The organism is Enterococcus cecorum DSM 20682 = ATCC 43198, assembly GCF_000407565.1.
Lineage (GTDB): Bacteria > Bacillota > Bacilli > Lactobacillales > Enterococcaceae > Enterococcus_E > Enterococcus_E cecorum.
Genome location: NZ_ASWI01000003.1, coordinates 182,662 through 202,778, shown reverse-complemented (window position 1 = coordinate 202,778; position 20,117 = coordinate 182,662). Strand labels below are relative to the sequence as shown.

21 protein-coding genes and 1 pseudogene are annotated in these 20,117 nt (G+C 40.2%); 10 read left to right on the top strand and 12 right to left on the bottom strand.

Going from position 1 to position 20,117, the window contains the following annotated elements; all coding sequences use genetic code 11:
* The first annotated feature begins 227 nt into the window (after positions 1–227).
* Together I567_RS01655 and I567_RS01650 are read left to right on the top strand one after the other, a co-directional pair.
* Positions 228–1,271: a GGDEF domain-containing protein gene (locus I567_RS01655; RefSeq protein ID WP_016250521.1), complete on the top strand. Its 1,044-nt coding sequence runs from the start codon at positions 228–230 to the stop codon at positions 1,269–1,271.
* 54 nt (positions 1,272–1,325) lie between these two features.
* On the top strand, positions 1,326–3,524 hold the full coding sequence (locus tag I567_RS01650) for a glycosyltransferase (RefSeq protein ID WP_016250520.1): 2,199 nt from the start codon (positions 1,326–1,328) through the stop codon (positions 3,522–3,524).
* Between the two features lie 58 nt (positions 3,525–3,582).
* On the opposite strand, the gene I567_RS01645 is transcribed toward I567_RS01650, so the two are convergent.
* Entirely contained in the window at positions 3,583–4,470 is an 888-nt protein-coding gene (locus I567_RS01645; RefSeq protein WP_016250519.1) for a LysR family transcriptional regulator, read from the bottom strand.
* A 100-nt stretch (positions 4,471–4,570) separates the two neighbouring features.
* On the opposite strand from I567_RS01645, the gene I567_RS01640 reads away from it, so the two are divergent.
* Positions 4,571–6,223 (top strand): malolactic enzyme, encoded by a 1,653-nt coding sequence (locus tag I567_RS01640; RefSeq protein WP_224762890.1) that lies wholly within the window; start codon positions 4,571–4,573, stop codon positions 6,221–6,223.
* Between the two features lie 9 nt (positions 6,224–6,232).
* The gene (locus tag I567_RS01635) at positions 6,233–7,537 is read left to right on the top strand and encodes a 2-hydroxycarboxylate transporter family protein (protein WP_016250517.1); all 1,305 of its coding nucleotides are present in this window, start codon (positions 6,233–6,235) and stop codon (positions 7,535–7,537) included.
* Positions 7,538–7,618: 81 nt separating this feature from the next.
* Here the strand turns inward: I567_RS01635 and I567_RS01630 are convergent, their stop codons facing one another.
* From I567_RS01630 to I567_RS01615, 4 genes are all read right to left on the bottom strand, one after another.
* Positions 7,619–8,602, bottom strand: a complete 984-nt coding sequence (locus I567_RS01630; RefSeq protein ID WP_016250516.1) for an aldo/keto reductase — start codon at positions 8,600–8,602, stop codon at positions 7,619–7,621.
* Between the two features lie 469 nt (positions 8,603–9,071).
* Positions 9,072–9,623 (bottom strand): TetR family transcriptional regulator, encoded by a 552-nt coding sequence (locus tag I567_RS01625; RefSeq protein ID WP_016250515.1) that lies wholly within the window; start codon positions 9,621–9,623, stop codon positions 9,072–9,074.
* An 82-nt stretch (positions 9,624–9,705) separates the two neighbouring features.
* Positions 9,706–9,930: a DUF2922 domain-containing protein gene (locus I567_RS01620; protein WP_016250514.1), complete on the bottom strand. Its 225-nt coding sequence runs from the start codon at positions 9,928–9,930 to the stop codon at positions 9,706–9,708.
* Between the two features lie 44 nt (positions 9,931–9,974).
* Positions 9,975–10,184, bottom strand: a complete 210-nt coding sequence (locus I567_RS01615; RefSeq protein WP_016250513.1) for a hypothetical protein — start codon at positions 10,182–10,184, stop codon at positions 9,975–9,977.
* 507 nt (positions 10,185–10,691) lie between these two features.
* Between I567_RS01615 and I567_RS01610 the strand changes: the two genes are divergently transcribed.
* Positions 10,692–11,966 (top strand): ISL3 family transposase, encoded by a 1,275-nt coding sequence (locus tag I567_RS01610; RefSeq protein ID WP_016250512.1) that lies wholly within the window; start codon positions 10,692–10,694, stop codon positions 11,964–11,966.
* 106 nt (positions 11,967–12,072) lie between these two features.
* On the opposite strand, the gene I567_RS01605 is transcribed toward I567_RS01610, so the two are convergent.
* Genes I567_RS01605 through I567_RS01585 form a run of 5 tightly spaced genes read right to left on the bottom strand, consistent with a single transcriptional unit; the run spans position 12,073 to position 16,656 of the window.
* The gene (locus I567_RS01605) at positions 12,073–13,104 is read right to left on the bottom strand and encodes an ABC transporter ATP-binding protein (protein ID WP_016250511.1); all 1,032 of its coding nucleotides are present in this window, start codon (positions 13,102–13,104) and stop codon (positions 12,073–12,075) included.
* Complete coding sequence (locus I567_RS01600; RefSeq protein ID WP_016250510.1) at positions 13,085–13,942, bottom strand: ABC transporter permease; 858 nt, start codon at positions 13,940–13,942, stop codon at positions 13,085–13,087. The genes I567_RS01605 and I567_RS01600 overlap by 20 nt, the downstream gene beginning before the upstream one ends.
* 2 nt (positions 13,943–13,944) lie before the next feature.
* The gene (locus I567_RS01595) at positions 13,945–14,754 is read right to left on the bottom strand and encodes an ABC transporter permease (RefSeq protein ID WP_026209928.1); all 810 of its coding nucleotides are present in this window, start codon (positions 14,752–14,754) and stop codon (positions 13,945–13,947) included.
* Complete coding sequence (locus I567_RS01590; RefSeq protein ID WP_016250508.1) at positions 14,751–15,575, bottom strand: alkaline phosphatase family protein; 825 nt, start codon at positions 15,573–15,575, stop codon at positions 14,751–14,753. The genes I567_RS01595 and I567_RS01590 overlap by 4 nt, the downstream gene beginning before the upstream one ends.
* Complete coding sequence (locus tag I567_RS01585) at positions 15,565–16,656, bottom strand: ABC transporter substrate-binding protein (protein ID WP_016250507.1); 1,092 nt, start codon at positions 16,654–16,656, stop codon at positions 15,565–15,567. The genes I567_RS01590 and I567_RS01585 overlap by 11 nt, the downstream gene beginning before the upstream one ends.
* A gap of 177 nt (positions 16,657–16,833) precedes the next feature.
* On the opposite strand from I567_RS01585, the gene I567_RS01580 reads away from it, so the two are divergent.
* From I567_RS01580 to I567_RS13090, 5 genes and pseudogenes are all read left to right on the top strand, one after another.
* Positions 16,834–17,619, top strand: coding sequence for a PHP domain-containing protein (locus I567_RS01580; protein ID WP_016250506.1), 786 nt, complete (start codon positions 16,834–16,836; stop codon positions 17,617–17,619).
* A 31-nt stretch (positions 17,620–17,650) separates the two neighbouring features.
* Positions 17,651–18,034: pseudogene (locus tag I567_RS01575) on the top strand (hydrolase).
* Between the two features lie 75 nt (positions 18,035–18,109).
* Entirely contained in the window at positions 18,110–18,241 is a 132-nt protein-coding gene (locus I567_RS13095) for a peptidylprolyl isomerase (RefSeq protein WP_080637635.1), read from the top strand.
* A complete protein-coding gene (locus I567_RS01570; protein WP_016250505.1) occupies positions 18,210–18,434 on the top strand; it encodes a peptidylprolyl isomerase in 225 nt (74 codons plus the stop codon). Before I567_RS13095 ends, I567_RS01570 begins: the two co-directional genes overlap by 32 nt.
* Positions 18,409–18,648, top strand: coding sequence for a peptidylprolyl isomerase (locus tag I567_RS13090; RefSeq protein WP_071858890.1), 240 nt, complete (start codon positions 18,409–18,411; stop codon positions 18,646–18,648). The genes I567_RS01570 and I567_RS13090 overlap by 26 nt, the downstream gene beginning before the upstream one ends.
* 64 nt (positions 18,649–18,712) lie before the next feature.
* On the opposite strand, the gene I567_RS01560 is transcribed toward I567_RS13090, so the two are convergent.
* Together I567_RS01560 and I567_RS01555 are read right to left on the bottom strand one after the other, a co-directional pair.
* Positions 18,713–19,513 carry a radical SAM protein gene (locus tag I567_RS01560; protein WP_016250504.1) on the bottom strand — a complete coding sequence of 267 codons (801 nt, stop codon included), beginning with the start codon at positions 19,511–19,513 and terminating at the stop codon, positions 18,713–18,715.
* Between the two features lie 30 nt (positions 19,514–19,543).
* Positions 19,544–19,831: a helix-turn-helix domain-containing protein gene (locus I567_RS01555; protein WP_016250503.1), complete on the bottom strand. Its 288-nt coding sequence runs from the start codon at positions 19,829–19,831 to the stop codon at positions 19,544–19,546.
* Positions 19,832–20,117 lie beyond the last annotated feature (286 nt).

The following is a 20,117-nucleotide window of genomic DNA, read 5'->3' as shown; positions in this document are numbered from 1 at the left end:
CCTCAAATTTCTCTATTATTTATTGAATTGTTGGTCATACTTTTTTAATACTTGCAATCGTTTGCCACCTATAGACTACCACAATCTAGACAAGATGAAAACAGGTAAGTAAATTTCACGATTTATATTATTTTGTTATGTTTGAAAGATAACGTTTGGAGATAGTTGCTATTTAGCGGTATAATAAAAAGTTGGAAAGAGTATTTAAAAATAAAGAGGGTGTTTGTTTGTTCGATAGTCTTCTAGCTAATATTAGTATCTTGACTTTGGCGGTTTACTTATATTTTCGGATGAATGATTATTTAGACCAAAAACGGGCTGGACCGCTCAAAAGAAACTGTTTTTATTGTCTTTGGGTAGTTTTAGTTGGCACGATTATAATGAAGTACTCCATTGTAGCGTTTCAAACTCATTTTGATTTTCGCTTTATTTTGATTGCGCTTGCTTGTATTTATTTCGATTGGTCCGTGGTCATTGCTAGTATCTTTTTCCTTTCATTAACGCGTTTTATCTTTGGATCGAATCTGATGAGCGTGGTTAATTTGTTTTTTTATTTATATTTGATGGGCACTCTACCCTTGATTAGCAAGTACAGTAAAAAGCGTTTGTCGATTTTTCATCAGATGAATCTGACGATGAGTTTCATGGTCATAAGTTCGATAATCCTACACTTAATGCTCGGGCGTTTGAATCCAACTATTATCCTGAATTGCTTGATATTACTAGCTTCTGGTGTAGTTGGCAATGGCTTGATGAGCTTATATATTGAAGATTTATCTGAGGTGTATCAAGCGAGCAACTTTGATCCACTGACGAAATTGCAAAACCGCCGTAAACTCAATCAGCTCCTGCTATCCCTGGAAAATAGCGGCGAAGAGTGTTGTATCAGTATTTTAGATATTGATTATTTTAAAAAATTCAATGACACCTATGGACATGCGGTAGGAGATCGCGTGTTAAGATTCGTGGCGGATTATCTCCGGCAAATCGAAAGTTCAAACGCGCGGATTTTTCGGTTTGGCGGCGAAGAAATGGTCATTGTGCTCTTTGGAAAAAATCTTAGCGAATCATGCGAAAACTTAGTGCAGCTACAAGAAAATTTACCTGCGTTTTGTCACAAGAAAGCCGATTTTCCATACACTGTGACACTTTCACAAGGAATTGCGCTTAAACAAAGAAACGAAAATCTATTCAAAACACTCAATCGGGCAGATCATGCTTTGTATCGCGCCAAAGAACAAGGACGAAACCAAACAATTCTGAGTGATTAAGATAACTAACAATTTGTAATTCATAGATATTCAATAACGATAGAAGGTGATATTTTGAGTTTAACAAAACGTATAATCTTTACCTTAGCATTTTTGTTTTCTGTTATTTATTTAGCTTGGCGGGGGCTCTTTACTTTGCCGTTTCACCAAGCTTGGTGGGTATTGGTCTTTGGGATTTTGCTATGGTTGTGTGAAGTAGTCTCAACCTTTACGGGGATGATTTTAATCTACAATAAGCAAAAAGCCAAAAAATTAAGCAAACCACAGGCCAATGCAAAAGACTATCCGGATGTCGATGTCTTGATTGCCACACACAATGAAGATGTCGCGCTTCTTAGAAAAACTGTCAATGCCTGTGTAAAGATGAAGTATCCAGACAAACAAAAGGTACATATTTATCTTTGTGATGATAGTAATCGCCCTGAAGTCAAAGCACTGGCAGAGGAATTCGGCATCACTCACATCGGGATGACAGGAAATAAGCAGGCCAAATCCGGAAATCTCAATCACGCTTTGAGTCAGACTAGTTCTCCTTTAGTGGCGACTTTTGATGCGGATATGATTCCTTATAGTAATTTTTTACTTGAAACAGTACCTTTCTTTGTGGAGAATCAGTACAAACGCAGCCAAGATGAGAAAATCAAACCGCTGGGCCTTGTGCAAACACCACAAAGTTTTTACAATGCGGACCTTTTCCAATTTAATCTCTTTGTCGAACAAAATGTAGCCAATGAGCAAGACTTTTTCTCAAGGGAAATTAATATTTTAAACAATGCCCATGGTGCGGCGATTTATACCGGATCGAATACGGTTCTTTCACGTGATGCCATTATGCAAGCGGGCGGATTTCCAACTGATACGATTACGGAAGATTTCGAATTAGGCGCGAGAATGAATATTGCTGGCTACCAAAATTTATCCACGCTTTCACCCATGGCTAGCGGACTTACACCTGTTGACATTCCTAGTATGATTAAGCAACGTGTGCGCTGGGCTCAAGGGGTGGTCCAAAGTGTGCGAAACATTCATCTACTCACGAATAAAAACTTATCTTTTGGCCAAAAAATTGTTTATCTAAATAGTTATTTATATTGGTGGAGTTTTTCAAGGAGATTGGTATTTATTTTAGCGCCGATTTGTTATACATTGCTCGGTTGGGAAGTCGTGAATACTAACTTTTGGACTTTGTTGTATTTTTGGATTCCTTGCCAAATTTTCCAAAAACTTGCACTAAAAGAAGTCTCTAGCAAAGTGAGCACACCACGTTGGGGCGAAATTCAGGAAACCATTCTTGCACCGTTTTTGACGATTCCGGTATTCAAACAATGGATTGGCCTGGGGGAACATCGCTTTAAGGTGACCGATAAAAATGCCAAAGCGAGCAAAAAAGACATTCTTTATGGTTGGCCCCATTTTCTACTTTGGCTACTCGCGCTAGTTGGCTTGATTCGCTTTAATCTTGGTAAAACGCCGACTGAACTCTTCTATGGTAGTGTGATTAGTTTTTGGTTGCTGAGTCACTTATTTAATCTGACTTTTGCACTACTCTTTTTCGTGGAACGCCCAAGTTATCGTAGTTATGAACGATTTAAAGCAAGTTATCCTTTGAAATTTATGCTTAACGGACAACTTTATCAAACACAAACGCATGATATTTCTGAAGCAGGTCTTTCTTTTATGAATGAAGAAATGCTTAACGTAGCGCTCAATCAAAAAATGGCCTTTACCTTAATGCGTGACCACCAACCGCTGACTTTAATGGGTGAAGTGGTGCGAGTGGTGCCTCTGGGGGACAAATATCTCTTTGGGGTACATCTGGATTTGACCAACAAAAGCCAGTATCACGAGTATTTAAGCTATATTTATGATGGTTTTAATCAAAATTTGCCGCAATATTATGACCATCAAATCAGCTTGTTTAGACGGTTTGTCAATATTTTTTATCAACGCACGCGCTTAGTCCAAACGAAAATGACACGAGAAGAAGCACAACTCAAAGTACCGATTTTCCAACAAATTCATACCGCAGATGGGACCTTGACGCTTCAATACTTCATTGCCAAACACTTGATTATCCAAGCAGAGTCACTGTTATTTGCCCCTAAACTAAATATTTCCTATCAGGGCATTGATTTTCAGTTAAGTTTGGTGCGGGCTTTGTCGCAGGATACCTTTGTTTACCACATTGATAATTGGCAGGAAGTCTTGCACCACACCAATTACCGCAAACTTTTCAGCACGCGTAACAGTTAAATGTTCCACGTGAAACACAAACAGCCAGCTGACAGTTTTAACTATCAGTTGGCTGTTTTTACGATAATAAGTTTTCTTCTAAAATTTGTTGTACGACTTGTTGGCTCACACTGGCTGGCTGATTTTTGCGCGATAACAAGGAAATATGAAACGAAGGCTGATTTTTATCGGCAATCTCTAGACATACCAGCTCATCTTTTTGCTCATCTACCGCAATTTCCACTAAAAATCCAATCCCCACCCCTTCTTTAATCATGCCTTTTAAAATGTTCAAATCGCTATTTTGATAAATGACTTTTGGGGTAAAGCCTGCTTGTTTGGCTAATTTTTGCATCGCTTTGGGGTGAATATACTGCTCGTTTAACACCACGAATTTTTCCTCTACTAACTCACTAAAGGCGACTGATTTTTGTTTAGCGAGTGGATGATGGCGCCCCACAACAATCTTAAACTGTTTTTGAGCAATCGGTAATATCTCTATTTGGTCATCATACAAAGGATTCATCATACCGACAATCGCTAAATCCAGTTGCCCTTTGAGTAAAGCTTGATACAACTCCTGTGAACCAGAATTTGAAATCTCTAGTTTGGCTAATAATTGTTGGGCGGCTAAGGCTTTGGACACCTTTGGAAAATAGAAATTACCGATAATTGGCGGTAATCCTAAGCGCACCTGGACCTCTTGCAAATGATTGATTTCCAGTTTGGCCAAAGCGAGCTCTTTTAAGATATTTTGGGCATGTTTGGCTAAAATTTTGCCCGCAGGTGTCAATTGAATCTGTGCATGCGATTGATTTCGCACAAGCAATTCCGTCTGTACTTCCTCTTCCAAACGCTTGATAGCATAGGTAATCGTTGGCTGCTTCACCTGAAAAAAGGCCGCCGTCTTCGTATAACTCTTCAATTTCGCTAACTGCTGAAAATACTCCAAATCCTTAAATTTCATCGTCTGTACCTCTCATATAAATATTATTTATTATAAATCATCCTTTTGACTATAACAAATTTTTTAGCGTAAAGTAGCGCACGTAAAGAAAAACAAACTATTGGAGGATCTAAAGATGAACGGTTTTGAAATTTTAAACAACCCATTTTTAAACAAAGGAACAGCATTTACCAAAGAAGAACGCCAAAAATACGGCTTGACCGGAATGCTTCCTAGCGCTGTCCAAACCTTGGAACAACAAAAAGTCCAAGCATATGGTCAATTTTTAAGCAAAGAATCACGTCTTGAAAAACGAATCTTCTTGATGAACTTATTCAATACCAACCGCACCTTATTCTATGCCTTAATGGATGAACATTTAGTAGAATTTATGCCGGTTGTTTATGATCCAGTGGTGGCTGAATCCATCGAACAATACAACGAAATCTTCCTAAAACCACAAGATGCCGCCTTCTTATCAGTGGACGAACCTGAAAACATCGAAGCTACATTAAAAAATGCCGCAGCGGGTCGTGATATTCGCTTAATCGTCGTCACAGATGCAGAAGGAATTTTAGGAATGGGTGACTGGGGAGTGAACGGCGTCGATATTGCCATTGGAAAATTAATGGTCTACACGGCCGCCGCTGGTATCAATCCTAGCCAAGTGTTGCCTGTTTCTATTGATGCTGGTACGAATAATCAAGCCTTACTCGACAACCCGTTATATCTAGGGAACCGTCATGAAAGAATTTACGGTGAAAAATATGATGCTTTTATTGAAAAATTCGTGCGTACGACTGAAAAATTATTCCCTGAAATTTTATTACACTGGGAAGACTTTGGCCGAAGCAATGCCGCAAAAATTCTAGATAAATATCAAGATCAATTAACCACCTTCAATGATGATATTCAAGGAACTGGACTTGTTGTAATGGCCGGAATCTTTGGTGCGTTAAATATCTCTAAAGAAGACTTAAAAGACCAAGTTATCTTAAATTTTGGTGCCGGAACTGCTGGTGTAGGGATTTGTAATTTGATTTTTGAAGAAATGGTAAGAAGTGGTTTGAGTGAAGAAGAAGCGCGCAAACATTTCTATCTCGTGGATAAACAAGGTTTGCTATTTAGTGATACAGAAGATTTAACACCTGGTCAAAAAGCTTTTGTCCGCGAACGAAGCGAATTTGAAAATGCTGATGAATTAACCAATCTAGAAGCCATTGTGAAAGCTGTACACCCAACGATTTTAATTGGTACTTCAACACAACCAGGAACATTTACTGAAAGTATCGTCAAAGAAATGGCTGCACATACGAAAAGACCTATTATCTTCCCATTATCCAATCCAACCAAACTGGCTGAAGCTAAAGCCGCTGATTTGCTTGCTTGGACAGATGGACGTGCGTTGGTCGGAACTGGTATCCCTGCAGCAGACGTGACTTACAAAGGGGTGACTTATCAAATCGGGCAAGCCAACAATGCCTTAATGTACCCAGGATTAGGACTTGGATTGATTGCTTCTACTGCCACTCGCGTCAATGGAGAAATCTTAGCCAAAGCAAGCCGTGCCCTAGGAGGAATTGTTGATAGTAGTAAACCAGGAGCAGCTATTTTACCACCAGTTGCTAAAATCACGGAATTCTCCCAAAAAATTGCTGAAATCGTGGCGCAAAACGTGGTCGATCAAGGCTTAAACCGCGAAGAAATAAAAGATGTCAAACAAGCCGTGGCAGACATGAAATGGACTCCTGAATACCGCGAATTGGACATATAAGGAGTGGAGATGATGGAATTGACTCGTGAAAAAAACAAACTTGAATCATGGATGTCGGTCAAAATTACTGGCATCTCCCTTCCAGTTTATCTTATTTTATTACTTGTTTTAATCTTAGCGTTAAGCGTAGATAAATTACCACATAATATTCTAGGTGCCTTAGCCGTCTTAGTATTATTAGGCAATCTCTTCCATTTTCTAGGGACCAAAATTCCTATTGTCAAAACATATCTTGGCGGCGGTGCGGTCTTTTGTATCTTTGCTAGTGCTGCCATCGCCACTTTCCATATTTTGCCAGATAGTGCGGTGGATTTAACCAAAGATTTTGTCAACCACATGGGCTTTTTGGACTTTTATATTGCGGCCTTGATTACAGGAAGTATTTTAGGAATGAACCGCGATTTATTAGTGAAAGCAGCGGTACGTTTTATCCCAGTTGCCCTTCTTTCAATGGTTAGTTGCTTTTTTGCTGTCGGTCTAGTGGGCATGCTTTTAGGAAATGGCTTCAAAGACTCAGTGATGTATGTAGCTTTTCCTGCGATGGCGGGCGGAATCGGTGCTGGTGTCGTGCCACTCTCTAGTATTTATGCAGGTAGCCTACACACTTCTTCAGCAGCGGTGATTTCACGTTTGATTCCGGCTTCTGCTTTATGTAATGTACTGGCGATTATTTTTGCGGCTATGACCAGCAAAATTGGCGAAAACTTTCCTAAACAAAATGGCCATGGAATTTTGATGAAGATTGATGTTGATTTAAATCAGCCTGCACCAAAATTAGATATTGCCAAAATGGGCGTGGGACTTGCCTTATCTATCGCCTTTTTCTTAAGTGGTAGTATTTTGAATTATTTTGTACCGAAAGTTCATGCTTATGCGTTTATGATTATTGTTGTTTTTATATGTAAAGCTTTTAATTTTATTCCTAGTTATTATCAAGAGTCAGCTGTTATGTTTAACCAACTAATTGTCAAAAATTTAACCGCGGCGGTCTTAGCTGCGATTGGGATTGCCTTATTAAACTTAAATGTCTTAGCTCAAGCGTTAACTTGGCAATTTGTCGTACTTTGTGTCGTAAGTGTGACGGTAATCTCCGTAGCAGCCGGTCTATTCGGCAAATTATTCGGTCTTTATCCAGTTGAGTCCATGATTACTGCTGGAATGTGCAATAACAGTATGGGCGGTACCGGAAATGTCGCGGTGCTATCTGCTAGCAATCGTATGGAACTCATCGCCTTTGCACAAATGGGAAACCGACTTGGCGGTGCGATTATCTTAATTCTATCCGGTATTTTAATCCAATTATTTATGATTTAAAAAAACGAGAACCTCTTTTTGATTCGGAGGTTCTCGTTTTGTCTATCTATTTCAATTTTCATCAAAGCTAACCGACCCGGCTCACATCCTTTTTGCCATCATTCCTACTAGGTCGTGGGCGTGGTAATTTTCTTCTAAATATTGGCTTTCTTCTGGTGTTAAGGTGACACCCTCTAATTGTGACAAGGTAGTCAAATGTCGGTCTTTGGTGATACCCATAATTGGAAAGGTGCCTTTTTGCATTAACCAGGTCAAAGCAATAGCACTCATGCTTGTATTTTTCTTTTCGGATAATTCCGCGACTCGTTGGATTATTGTTTGATCTTGGTCTTTAGTCGCTTCATATTTTCCTTTGGCATAAGTATCTAATTGCGCACGTTTCGAATCAGCAGTCAGACGAGCCAAACGACCAGAAGCTAGCGAACTATAAGGTGTATAGGCCATTCCTTCTTTTTGGCAGTACGGCAACATTTCACGTTCTTCTTCTCTAAAAATCAAATTATAATGACCTTGCATCGAAGCAAACGGCGTCAACCCATGTGCTTTGGCGATTTCATTAGCTTGAGCGACTTGCCAACTCAACGCGTTAGACACCCCGATATGACGCACCTTGCCACTTTTGACTAAACCATCTAAAATCGTCATCAATTCAAGAGGCGCAATACTTTCATCCCAAGCGTGCATAATATATAAATCGATATAATCCGTTTGTAGGCGGCGTAGACTATCTTCCAAACAGCGTTCAATATAAGCTTTTGGTGCTAATTCTGGATACAATTGGCTATGTATTTGCGGCATGAACTTAGTCGCAATCACACTTTTTTCACGACTATTATTTTCTCTCAAAGCACGCCCTAAAAATTCTTCGCTCGTGCCATTTTGATAACTCATCGCAGTATCAAAAAAATTAATTCCTAGTCCTTGAGCCTCATGAATTAAGCGCGCAGAAGTTGGATAATCCACCGTCCAGGCATGCATCCCACTATTTGCCTCACCAAATCCCATACAACCAAGACAAACTTGCGATACCATTAAATCTGTTAAGCCAAATTTTCTCATTTCCATCATCTTTCCCTCACTTTGTCCTTGATAGCTTTAGTATAACGCAAGAAAAGTGCAAAGATAATAGACAATTTCACGGAAAAATCAAGTTTTGGACATTTAAGCAATCCATCTGGGAAAGTCTTTACTTCTCATACTTTCCCGACGTTCTGGACAAACCTTATCCTTCTCGGTATCAATCAACTAAATACTTGGAAAATTCACCCTCCTGCTTAAGAAAATCTCCTTTCATCCGATTTTCTTAGCAGTAAGTAACACATGAATTTTCTCGTATTTGACCAAGTTGATTGATAACCTTTTGCTTGTAGCTGTTCGAGTCGCTTCACATCCTTGGTTTAATCTGTGTTCGGTAGCTAGACATTTTGAAAATTCGCCCCGCCGATTGTGAAAATCTTTAAAGCTGACTGATTTTCTCATCGGTGGGTAAACACGAATTTTCTCATGTCTGCCCAAGCTACCTCACATCCTTAGTTTAATACGGCATTGGTTTGTTGTGTTTTTCAAAGAGGGGGTTGAGGCTGGCTTTGCGGGTGTTGGCGATGCTTTCGACGATTTCTTGGTAGTCAAAAGTGCCGGCTTCTATCCATTCTAGTGTTAGATGGGTGCAAGCGTGGGCATGATATTGACAAGCCAGCAGTACTTCGGTTGGGAGCGGACCTTTAAACAATAATTGGTACCAAGCTAAGTCAAAATTATAGCAGTGATAAAAGATATATTCCTGCAAATTATTCTGATCTTTGAACCGGCAAGCTTGCTGCATAAATTTCCGATGATTTTGCATGTTTTGATAAGCAACCAACATATTCGCCGTAAAATCAAAATCTGCAGACAAATGATCGAAATTTGGGATAATCATATGCTTGTATACATATTGAATAAGCTCATATTTATCGGCAAAATGATTATAAAAAGTTTGACGACTAAAACCAGCCTTCTTTAAAATATCAGAAATTGTGATTTTATCTAAATCTTTTGTTTTATTTAATGCAAGTAAGCTTTCTCCAAAAATTGTTTTTGTATCCATATTCTCAATCCTCTCATAACCTATACTTTGACTTCATTATAACACGACAAAGAGAGACAGATTGAACTGCCTCTCTAAAAAATTATTTATCGACACTAAATAATGGTGTTTCGATAGTTTCTACGTAGCGCGCACCGGCAACTTTGGCGTATAAACCGTACTCATCTTTATGGAAAATGCCAAGTCCAGCCATTTCATTCATTGCTTGGCGTACCACATCAGCCTCTAAATTTTCCGCAAAGACTTTCGGTGTGATGCTTGTTTTTTTGCCATTCTCGTTTTTAAAAGTTAGGTATAATTTTTTCATGTTTGATTCCTCCAATATTTCTTATCTTTCACTTTAAGCCGTTATTATTTGGCGATAATCTTACGTTGCGTGGTTTCGATGATGCTGACAACTTCGCTATTTGCTGGGGCTAATTTCACCAAAGCTTGGGCAAATTGTTGGGCTTTTGTTTCATCATAAGTTTCCACGACATTTGGAAAAGTTTGGCTAATAGCCTTTTCTTGGTTAGGATCATTCACTAAAATAGTTAGTTTGTTGTTGATAAATTCTTTCATGTTTCTTCATCCTTTGCTTGTTTATTGAGTAATTCATACGTATGTCTTACATCTTTAATAACGGATGGAAGAAAGAAAATGTCAAAAAAATTTTGAAAAAAAAAATAAAAAAATCCTCAACTAGCATCAAACTAGCTGAGGAAAGTTAGGATAGATTACGCTTCTGGTTGGATTTTGGCAATTTTTCCTTGTTCGATATAGACCCAAATTGATCTATCAATAATTATCAAACTGAGTCATATAGAGACAAAAACATCAAATTTGACCTGTTAAATGGTCATCGAATAACATTTAAAATCAATAAAACGGAGTCAGACACGCTGAGAGTAAAAAAATATATACAGCCCTGTAGGTAAAGTACCACAGGGCTGTATATTTTTTATGGCGCTATAATTTCTAGGACTGATAAAAAATCATTCTATCGGTCCTTTTGATCATAAAAAAACAAAACATACAGAAGCTCCGTTAGAATTGAATCACCACAACACAATCAAAGAAGCGTTTTGTATGCCTGATCTTCATCTTATCAAACTATTACTAGGAATCCAAGATGAAAACATTCAAATCACTCATGTCGAGAAGAAAAAAATACATTCAATCAACAGTATCGTTGTTTTTGCCACGCTCATTAAAACGATTCATCGCTGTCCTCAGTGTAAACAGCTGAATCAACATGAGCTGATCGTTAAGAACGGAAAGAAAAAATCGCTGATCCTTCTCAATAAGTGTGCGAATCAACGGACTTATCTTGCTTTGGCAAAGCAACGGTCCCTCTGTCGTGGCTGTCACACCTATTTTACGGTGAATACCTACATTGTTGAAAAAAACTGTTTTATCGCCAAACAAGTATATTATAAAATATTGGAAGAATTGACTGAAAAACAAGAAATGACGACGATTTCTAAACATTGCGGCGTTTCTTGGTCAACCGTTTCGCGAACACTCGCTTCTCTGCTCCCTATGACAAACGTGAAAAGGAATTGGTTGCCTCGCTGTTTATTGGTGGATGAATTTCGTTCATTGAAAAATCAAGTCGGTCCCTATTCCTTTTCTTGTATGGATGGCGATACTGGGAAATTACTGGATATTCTTCCTTCACGTAAGAAGAAAGATCTCGTTTCTTATTTTATGCAATTTGAACGACGTGCACGTTTAAACGTAAAAATACTCGTAACGGATATGAACGCCTCTTATGCTTCGTTGATAAAAGAGTGCTTTCCTCATGCCAAACTCGTTGTGGATCGCTTTCACATCGTCAAGCACCTCATTCGCAGTTTTGAAGATATTCGACTACGAGTCATGAAAATCTTCGACCGAAACGATCCAATACAAGCTAAATACTATCGACAAGTGAAGACTTTATCTCGACTTCTGATTAAACGACAGGACATGCTTGTTTATGACAAATGGACAAAATGGCGCAATTTTAGTTGGGCCTATCTAACCGAAAGTGAAGTCGTAGAACGTCTACTTTCTACTTCTGATGAACTACGAATAGCTTATGCTTACTATCAAGAAATTCATGACAAAGAAGCGGACACCTTCTCTCAGCTTGTAAAAACAATGCCCAATTCGGTACCAAGAGAACTGCATCATATAAAAAAAGCGTTTATAAACTATGAATCCGGTATTCGTTTAGCCTTAGAGTTGCCTTACTCAAATGCCAAAATAGAGAATCTGCATACTCATATCAAAGCATTGAAACGAGTAGCTTACGGGTTTAGAAGCTTTCGTAGGATGAGAACCAGAATTTTCTTAATCAATCATCTGATCACTTACTAAGCATAAAAAAACATCTAAAGCAGAAAATCAATTCTACCTTAGATGTTCTTATATCACTCTATCAGTCCTATTTGACAAAGAGCCAGAAATGTTTGCCGACTATACACTAGCTTTGTTGTGCAAAATGCTGAGTATCAATTTCCACAGGGATTGCTAGAATATCTTTCAGCTGAATGTATAAGGCATCGCTAATTTTCTCTTCCCGATCGTTCAACCGATCCACTAAAATTTCTTTTCCCTCCAGCGTTTGAAAAACATACCGTTGAATGTTGCCTAAAATAAATGATTCCTTCCATAAAACTGGAATCTTAATCCCCTGAGGAACCGGTTCAAATTGAATCAGCTCCGGTCTTAAATAATAAATGTAGCGATTGCCCTTAGCGGAAAACTCGTGGGTATACTGATCCAGCTCATACCATTCGAAACGATTATAGTTGCCGATAAATTCCGCAACAAATCGGCTCTGAGGATTCTGATACAATTCCTTCGAGGTGGAAACCTGAGCCACCCGCCCAGCTTCCATCACAAAAATCCGATCACTGATTCGCATCGCCTCTTCTTGGTCATGAGTCACAAAAATCATCGTCATCCCTAGCGATTGCTGGATAGCGCGCAAATCCCGCTGCAACTGTTTTCTAATTCGGGCATCCAAAGCACTTAATGGCTCATCCAGCAGCAGGACTTTCGGCTCAGTGACCAATGAGCGAGCCAGTGCCACCCGTTGTCGTTGACCGCCAGAAAGAAACTGGACATTTTTATCTGCCTGCTCCGTCATATCCACTAATGACAGCATCTCAAAAACCTTTTCCTTAATCACCTCAGGACTCAGCTTCTTTACCTTCAAACCAAAGGCTACATTTTCAAAAACAGTCATAGTTGGAAACAATGCATACTGTTGAAAAACAAAGCCGATATTGCGATCCTTCGTAGGCTTATCGGCAATATTCTCATTGTCCAGCACAATCTCACCGCTCTTTGGTTGTTCCAATCCCGTGATACAGCGCAGCAACGTAGACTTTCCGCACCCGCTGGGACCTAGTAAAGTAACCAGCTCACCCTTTTCAATCTGAATTTCATCAATAGCTAAAATCTGTTTTTCATCAAAAAACAGATTGAGATCATGTATTTCTAAAAACATTTTCCGTCACAACTCCTTTAAAGGCTTCATTTTTCGACTGCTTCTCTTCCCTCGTCTGCTTAAGGTACAGCTGTTGCTTTTGTCGATTAGTCAGCATAAAGGTAGTTAAAGCAATTCCCACCATAAACAGCAAATACAAAACCATCACAGCGCTAGCCAAATGGCCGTTTTCGTTCATCCGCCGCAGCATATAGATGCGTACCGTCTGAAATCGACCGCCAATCAACAGGTTCGTCAGCATGTACTCCCCAAAAACCGAAGAAAAAATCATCAGAGAAACCAGGGTCGCACCGATACGGATGTTGGGAAACAGCACCTGGATAATAATCGTAGACATCGGGGCGCCCAAGGTTTCTGCTGCATCCACTAATTCCTTCAGATTAATTAAGCGCATCTGGTTGTTAAGACTAAGATAGACAATCGGCAACGCCGTAATAAACAATGCACCTACCAACACTACAAACATTGAGATACCAGTTTTAGCATACGTTCGAAGCAAAGCCGTTACCAAAATCACTCCCGGTAAAGCATACGGCAGCAGGATCAGCTTTTCCAGCCAACGATTCAAACGAGGGAAATACAAATGAATCCAAATAATGGTTGGAATCATCAACAACAGAATCGTCACCAAGACCACACCTGCTAATAAAAGTGAGCGACCCACCGCAGCAATAAATTCCCTGTCCGTCAGCAGCTGTTGGAACCATTGCAAGGTAAAATCACTAGGTAAAAGCGATTTTGACCATTTTGTGGAGCTGGCATACAAAATCGTTCCAATAATCGGCAGCAAGTAATACAGGACAAAGCAGAACAAAATCGGTTTTACTAACTTTTTCACGTCTACACCACCTTGCCTTTCTTTTGAATAATCAACATTGCCGTTACCAGCAGGACACCTAAAGCGACTGCCAACGCACTGCCTAAATTAGGCTTGGCGAACACATCTCCCGATACTAAAGCCGCAATTCGAATCGTTAAAAGATTTACATTACTGCTGGTCAGGGCATACGCTGTTTCATAGGTCCCCATGCCATTAGCAAATAAGATGACAAAGGTGCTTGCAATCGATGGTCGCAAAAAAGGCAAAGCCACCTTGAACCAAGCATACGCTGATGAAGCGCCCAGCAATTGTGCGGACTCCAGCCATTCCTTTTTCACTTCCTTCATGCTGGGATACAAAAACAAGACCCCTAACGGAATTTGGAAATAGGTATACGTGATGGTCAATCCCCACCAAGAATACAAATTGAAGTCCGCTAGAAATGGCAAAATCATTTTCAGCACACCTACATTCCCCAACAAAATAATAAAAGAGAATGCCAGCGGAATCCCAGCAAAATTAGCTGCCAAATTGGAAACAAAGGTGATTTTCTCCTGCAATTTAGTCGATAGATTCATTAAGCATAAACATAAAATAAACGTCCCGATTAACCCAATCACACTGGAGCTGACAGCAATCAGTATGCTGTTAACAAAGGCCTGTGTGTAATATTTGTTGCTGAAAATATCACTGTAATTGGCCAATGTCCACTGGTTAGTTAAATCACTGTGCAAGCTGCACAGAACCATAAAAAGAAGCGGCAGCAGTAAAAATGCACAGAAGATAAAGGAGGCAGGAACCAGAACCAAGCGTTTTTTCATCTCTTTCACCCCCTCATCAATTCTTGAATGTCTTGCATTTTCTCTGACGGTGCAATTCCTAATAACCAGCAAAACAATGGAGCCGCCAGCAGCTGTGGTACAGTTTGTTCCTTCAGCTTTTGGCGTTTATTTGAAATCAAATAAAAAGGAACTTCACGATGTGCAGCTAAGTTGCCGCCATGCAGTCCGTGCGCATCCATCCCGTGATCCGCAGTCACCACGACTTGATAACCTTTTTGCAGCCATTCAGGAAGGTAAATAGCCAATAATCTGTCCGCCTGATTAACCGCTGCTGCATATTCATGAGAATCGGCGGTAAATTTGTGACCGACATCATCAATATTCATCGAATGTACGACCAAAAAGTCTGGCTGATACTGATTCACTAAATAATGGGCATCCGCAAATAAATGCGAATCAGGGTAAGTGTCCTCACTATAAAAGATGCCATGCTGAATCAGTCGCTCCTCCTGATGCTGGATGCGATCAACCAAATGATTATAGGGGGCTTGATTGTACAACTCGCTGTACCAGTGGTAAGCGGCGGCTCCTGTTTTTCCGCCAGCTTCCTTAACTAATTCAAACAGCGACCACTCTTTAGATCGCTGAGCATGGTAATTACTATAGATGCCATTTTCATAGGCTGGAACGCCGGTCATCAGTACTTCGTATAACGGACGTGAATTGCTGGGCAGCTCACTTTTTACCTTCAATAAGCTTGCTTGCTGGTGCTCAACTAAATGATTCATGAACCCAAGCTGGGCGACGGCTGTGTCGTAGCGACAGCCGTCTAGTATAACTACAATCAGTTTGTCAAGTCTACTTTGCATAAATCAGTACCTCTTCCTGCCAAAGCTCTGGAAGCTCTACAGAGGTCTTGTTCCAAGCTTCATTGTCTTCAACTGGCACCGCCGCTGCATAAGCATCCTCCGGCAGTAATTTTTCAGCTACTTCTTTAGGCAGATCTACCTTGCGAATAGGTCGCGCATAGCCCTTTGCCAAATTGATTTGCCCTTCATCAGATAAAATATATTCCCGTGCTAGCTTTGCCGCATTGGGATGAGGGGCATTTTTATTGATTAAGGTTGTGTACCCGCTAATGATGGAGCCGTCTGTTGGCACAGTTACCTCAAAACGCTCGGAGTCAATTTGGTCACGATAATTTAGTCCATTGAAGTCCCAAACAACTGCCACATCGATTTCACCTTTTTCAAGATTTGCTACGCTGGCATCAACGGTGGACAAACGGCCTTTTTCTGCCATTTTTTTGTAGTAATTCAGACCTGGCTGAATATCCTTTTCGTCACCTCCGTTGGCAATCGCCGCAGCCAATACAGCAAATTGTGCTTGGTTGGCAACCGTCACATCCCCCACGCTAACTTGATAGTCACCCTCTTGTAACTCCTTCCAGCTAGTCGGTGCTTGCTTCACATTCTCTTTATCGGTGATAAAGGAAATGGTTCCCGTATAGCTTAACAACCAATCCCCATCATCATCCTTTGCCCAATCCGGAATTTCCTCCCAATAGCTGGTCTTATAAGGCAAGGTTAACTCTTTGCTTTCAGCCAACGGACCGAAGCTGATACCGACATCACCAATATCGGCGGTTCCATTTTTTCCTTCTGATTCAAACTTGGCCAATTCTTCTGCACTGGACATATCCGTATCCACGTGACTTAAGCCGTATTCTTTTTCAAGGTCGTTCCAAGTGCCTACCCAATTTGCCCAAGTATCCGGCATTCCCAAGCTGGCAATCTCTCCTTCTTTCTTGGCTTTTTCTATAATCGTATCTAAAGAGTCGTCTGCCGCAGCCGATTGCTTCGTTGCTTCACCTGAGCCGCAGCCTGTCAACAGGATACTTACTGTTGTTGCACAAAATAAACCGATAGTCATGTTACGAATTTTTTTCATTCATTATTATCCCCTTTCGATAATTCCATTCTAACAAAGCTTTGTAATGAGAGAATCAATTTCTTGAAAAGGTTTCATGAACAATGTAAAGGTTGTGTATGGTTTGTAAATTTCGACGAATTCCCATTAACCTTCTAAAGCTTTTGCGGTATAGTAGTAGAAAAAAGGAGGCTCCCTATGCAGTATTATGATCAGCATCTCCACACGTATTTTTCCTTTGATTCAGAGGAAAAATTTGAAAACTATTTAGCCTATCAGCCGGAGTTTTTCGTTTCTACGGATCACTTTGATTTAAACAATCCATCTACCGGAAAAGATGACATTCCGGATTATCCAGCCTATATAAACAAACTGGACTCTTTAAAAGAAACCTATTCCACCAAATTTCTGCGAGGTATCGAGATTGGCGTTGTTCCAGGACAAGAAGATCGGATCGTGGATTACCTCGCTCAGCATCCCTATGATTTAAAGCTGGTAAGTATTCATCAAAATGGCCGCTTTGATTATATGGACGATGTGGTTTTAACCAAAGATCCCATTCAAACTACCAAGGAATATTTTGATCAGATGTTGCAGGTCTTGACGGATTTTCCAGAAGGAGATATTTTGACTCACTTTGATTATGGATTACGCCGCTTCACCTTCACAGCGGAAGAATTCGCGGAGCATTTTGAGGCTCAGCTGCTAACGATTTTCAAAAAGGTTGTTGAACGAGAATTGGCGATGGAGTTAAATGCCAAGAGCTTCTTGAAATACGGCAACGAAGACCTTTACCGTTATGCCGTTCCTTTGTATCAAAGTGTCGGCGGAAAGCTCTTTACCTTAGGCTCGGATGCTCATGTTGCCGAAGATTATCAGCTGGGCTTTAAAAAAATGAGTCAGCTGTTGGCAGACTGTCAGGTAGAAAAGTTGCTAGTCATTCAAGGAAAAGAACGCTGCCTGACGCCGCTGCCGATTTTGTGATTCCTATATAATAGAAGAAAGTGGTGAAAAAATGAGCAACCTGCGGGACTACAATCAAGAGGCACCCATCCATCATTTAATTGCGCGACATTGGGATGCATTGGAAATTGAGGCGGTTTGCCGATCCTTGTTAGCAACCGTTCCAAAACAACAACTGGAAAATTTTTTGGTGGCTGACAGCTTGTAGCGGGAAAAAGTTCAGGCTTATTTTGCAGCCTTTAAAGATCAGCCTTTGGAATATTTGCATGCGCAGTTTCATCTTTTTTATCAAGTAGCCGCCCCAGATGACTACAACGATTTACGAGGACAGCTGCAATTGACCTTTCAAGCGGATGAAACCGCCTATACCGTTTTATTGGGAATGGCTCGCCTTGGTGATCAGGCGAAGGTCGAGTGGCGGATTTTCGATATTTGATGGCAGGATCAAGGCGTTTCAGTTGCAAACCTTCCTCTCTTTCAATTAGAAAAACCGCAGCAGGAAGAAGTTTGTGTGCTGGTCACCGATGCTGGTGAAATTCGTCTCCGCTTATTTCCTGACCAAGCTCCCCTAGCTGTAGCCAACTGGCGCTCCCTAGCTGAGCAAGGCGTTTATGACAACACATATTTCGGCTCGTGTCATTAAGGAATTTGTTATTCAAGCTGGCGCTTTGGATGGTTCTGGTGATGAAGCTGTTTCCAGCTATGAGGGCTTTTTCGCTGGTGAAGTGCATCGCGGACTTTATCATTTTAATGGCGCCTTGGCCTTAGGGGACCACGGTCCCCACCCCAACGGCAACCAGTTTTTTTATTGTGCAAAACACAAAGGCGCAGGCTGACCTGCTGCCGAGGCTCTTGCTTCCTCAGAATGTAAAGCAAGCATACTTGGAGCTTGGAGGACTACCGGAGCTGGATGGTCGTTATACTGTTTTTGGACAGGTATACCAAGGGTTAGAAATCGTATCAGTGATCGCAGCTCAGCCGACAAACAGTGAAGATGTGCCGATTGAGCCAGTGTTCATTCGACAAATTAACTTCGAAAAAACATCGTAAAAAGACACTCACTGACTTCAGCAAAAGCTCTATTCTTGAGCTGGCTGCAGCTAGTGAGTGTCTTTCATTTATCCATAAGATAAAGCTTGGATTCAATAATAAATGTTTTGGTTAAAGCTGTGACCGGCAAATGAGGAACCGTGCGAGCCAGTTGATCTGCCAATGCAAACATTTCTTTAGGTGAAGACGCTGGCGTGTCTGCCAACGGATACTCCAGTCCCAATGCTTGGTAACCGTGCATACCATAGCGGTGGTACGGTAGTAATTCTAACGGTACGAACCGATCAAGATCTGCCACAAAACAAGCAATCGTCAGCAGCTCGGTCAGGTTCATATTGATACCTGGAACCACAGGAACTCGAATTCGCACTTCGCAGTTAGGATACTCAATTAAAAAGCGACGAATATTCTTCAAAATTTGTTGGTTATCTAAGCTGGTCCATTGTTTGTGGAGCTTGCTGGTAAACATTTTTACATCCACAAACAATGTATCCACATAGGGAGCTACCTTTTGGATTTCATTATAAGCACCACAAAAGCTGGTTTCCAGTACGGTATTGATTCCAATGTATTTCGATTTTTGCAAAATTTCTTTAGCAAAATCCGCCTGAACCAGTGCCTCGCCTCCGCTAATGGTCACTCCGCCATCCGAGTGAAAGTAAAAAACAGCATCTTTCTCAATCTCATCCATTACCTCTTCAGCGGTCATGGTCTGGCCAAATCCTTTTTCAATCTGCTTGCTTTGTGATTCGGGAATCGAACACCAGGCACAGCGTAATGGGCAGCCCTTTAAATAAACAACGGTCCGTAAACCAGCACCATCATGTAGAGAACCCTGTTCTATTCTTAATACTGTTCCTTCCATATAGATTTTTGAATTACACACTAGTTTAAACTAAAACAAACGATGACAAAGTAGATGCTTTTGTTTATAACGTTCATGAGCATATGTAGGATCATAGATATTAAAGTAGCTTATTTTCCCATTAATTTTCTTTTTTTGTCGGACGGTTCCACGGTTCACTTCATTTACAACTGTTTGGGGAGAAACGCCGATATACTTAGCGATTTTTCTGTAAGAATAACTTTGCTTCAGTAAAGCATTGAGCGTTTCACGCTCTTCTTTTGATAAATGTTTGCCTCTTTGACGCGCTATTTTTGTGTTAAAATTGACTTCAGTCATAGTGAAAAAATCTCCTTATATTATTTTTTTGTCAAATTAAATATACACGATTTTTCACTATGATTATTTTTTGTCAAAAGTGTCCAACTTGATTATAAAAACTCGCCCTATGTTTTTTCTTTATTTTTGTTCTCTTTTTTTATCTAAATAATAATCAAACACTTAAAATTATTACAGAATAAAAAAAAACACATTCTATAAGAAAATTTGACTCTCTTTATTCGAGAACAAAATTTCAATAGAATGCGTTATTATTTTACGGATAAAATCCGATAAATATCCTTGT

What these genes read in the sequence shown, in the direction of transcription:
- I567_RS01585 (WP_016250507.1), bottom strand. Translation starts at nt 16,656, where the DNA reads ATGAAAAAAATTCGTAACATGACTATCGGTTTATTTTGTGCAACAACA.
- I567_RS01620 (WP_016250514.1), bottom strand. Translation starts at nt 9,930, where the DNA reads ATGAAAAAATTATACCTAACTTTTAAAAACGAGAATGGCAAAAAAACA.
- I567_RS01630 (WP_016250516.1), bottom strand. Translation starts at nt 8,602, where the DNA reads ATGGAAATGAGAAAATTTGGCTTAACAGATTTAATGGTATCGCAAGTT.
- I567_RS01615 (WP_016250513.1), bottom strand. Translation starts at nt 10,184, where the DNA reads ATGAAAGAATTTATCAACAACAAACTAACTATTTTAGTGAATGATCCT.
- I567_RS01590 (WP_016250508.1), bottom strand. Translation starts at nt 15,575, where the DNA reads ATGCAAAGTAGACTTGACAAACTGATTGTAGTTATACTAGACGGCTGT.
- I567_RS01635 (WP_016250517.1), top strand. Translation starts at nt 6,233, where the DNA reads ATGATGGAATTGACTCGTGAAAAAAACAAACTTGAATCATGGATGTCG.
- I567_RS01645 (WP_016250519.1), bottom strand. Translation starts at nt 4,470, where the DNA reads ATGAAATTTAAGGATTTGGAGTATTTTCAGCAGTTAGCGAAATTGAAG.
- I567_RS01605 (WP_016250511.1), bottom strand. Translation starts at nt 13,104, where the DNA reads ATGTTTTTAGAAATACATGATCTCAATCTGTTTTTTGATGAAAAACAG.
- I567_RS01625 (WP_016250515.1), bottom strand. Translation starts at nt 9,623, where the DNA reads ATGGATACAAAAACAATTTTTGGAGAAAGCTTACTTGCATTAAATAAA.
- I567_RS01555 (WP_016250503.1), bottom strand. Translation starts at nt 19,831, where the DNA reads ATGACTGAAGTCAATTTTAACACAAAAATAGCGCGTCAAAGAGGCAAA.
- I567_RS01570 (WP_016250505.1), top strand. Translation starts at nt 18,210, where the DNA reads ATGACAACACATATTTCGGCTCGTGTCATTAAGGAATTTGTTATTCAA.
- I567_RS01560 (WP_016250504.1), bottom strand. Translation starts at nt 19,513, where the DNA reads ATGGAAGGAACAGTATTAAGAATAGAACAGGGTTCTCTACATGATGGT.
- I567_RS01610 (WP_016250512.1), top strand. Translation starts at nt 10,692, where the DNA reads ATGCCTGATCTTCATCTTATCAAACTATTACTAGGAATCCAAGATGAA.
- I567_RS01580 (WP_016250506.1), top strand. Translation starts at nt 16,834, where the DNA reads ATGCAGTATTATGATCAGCATCTCCACACGTATTTTTCCTTTGATTCA.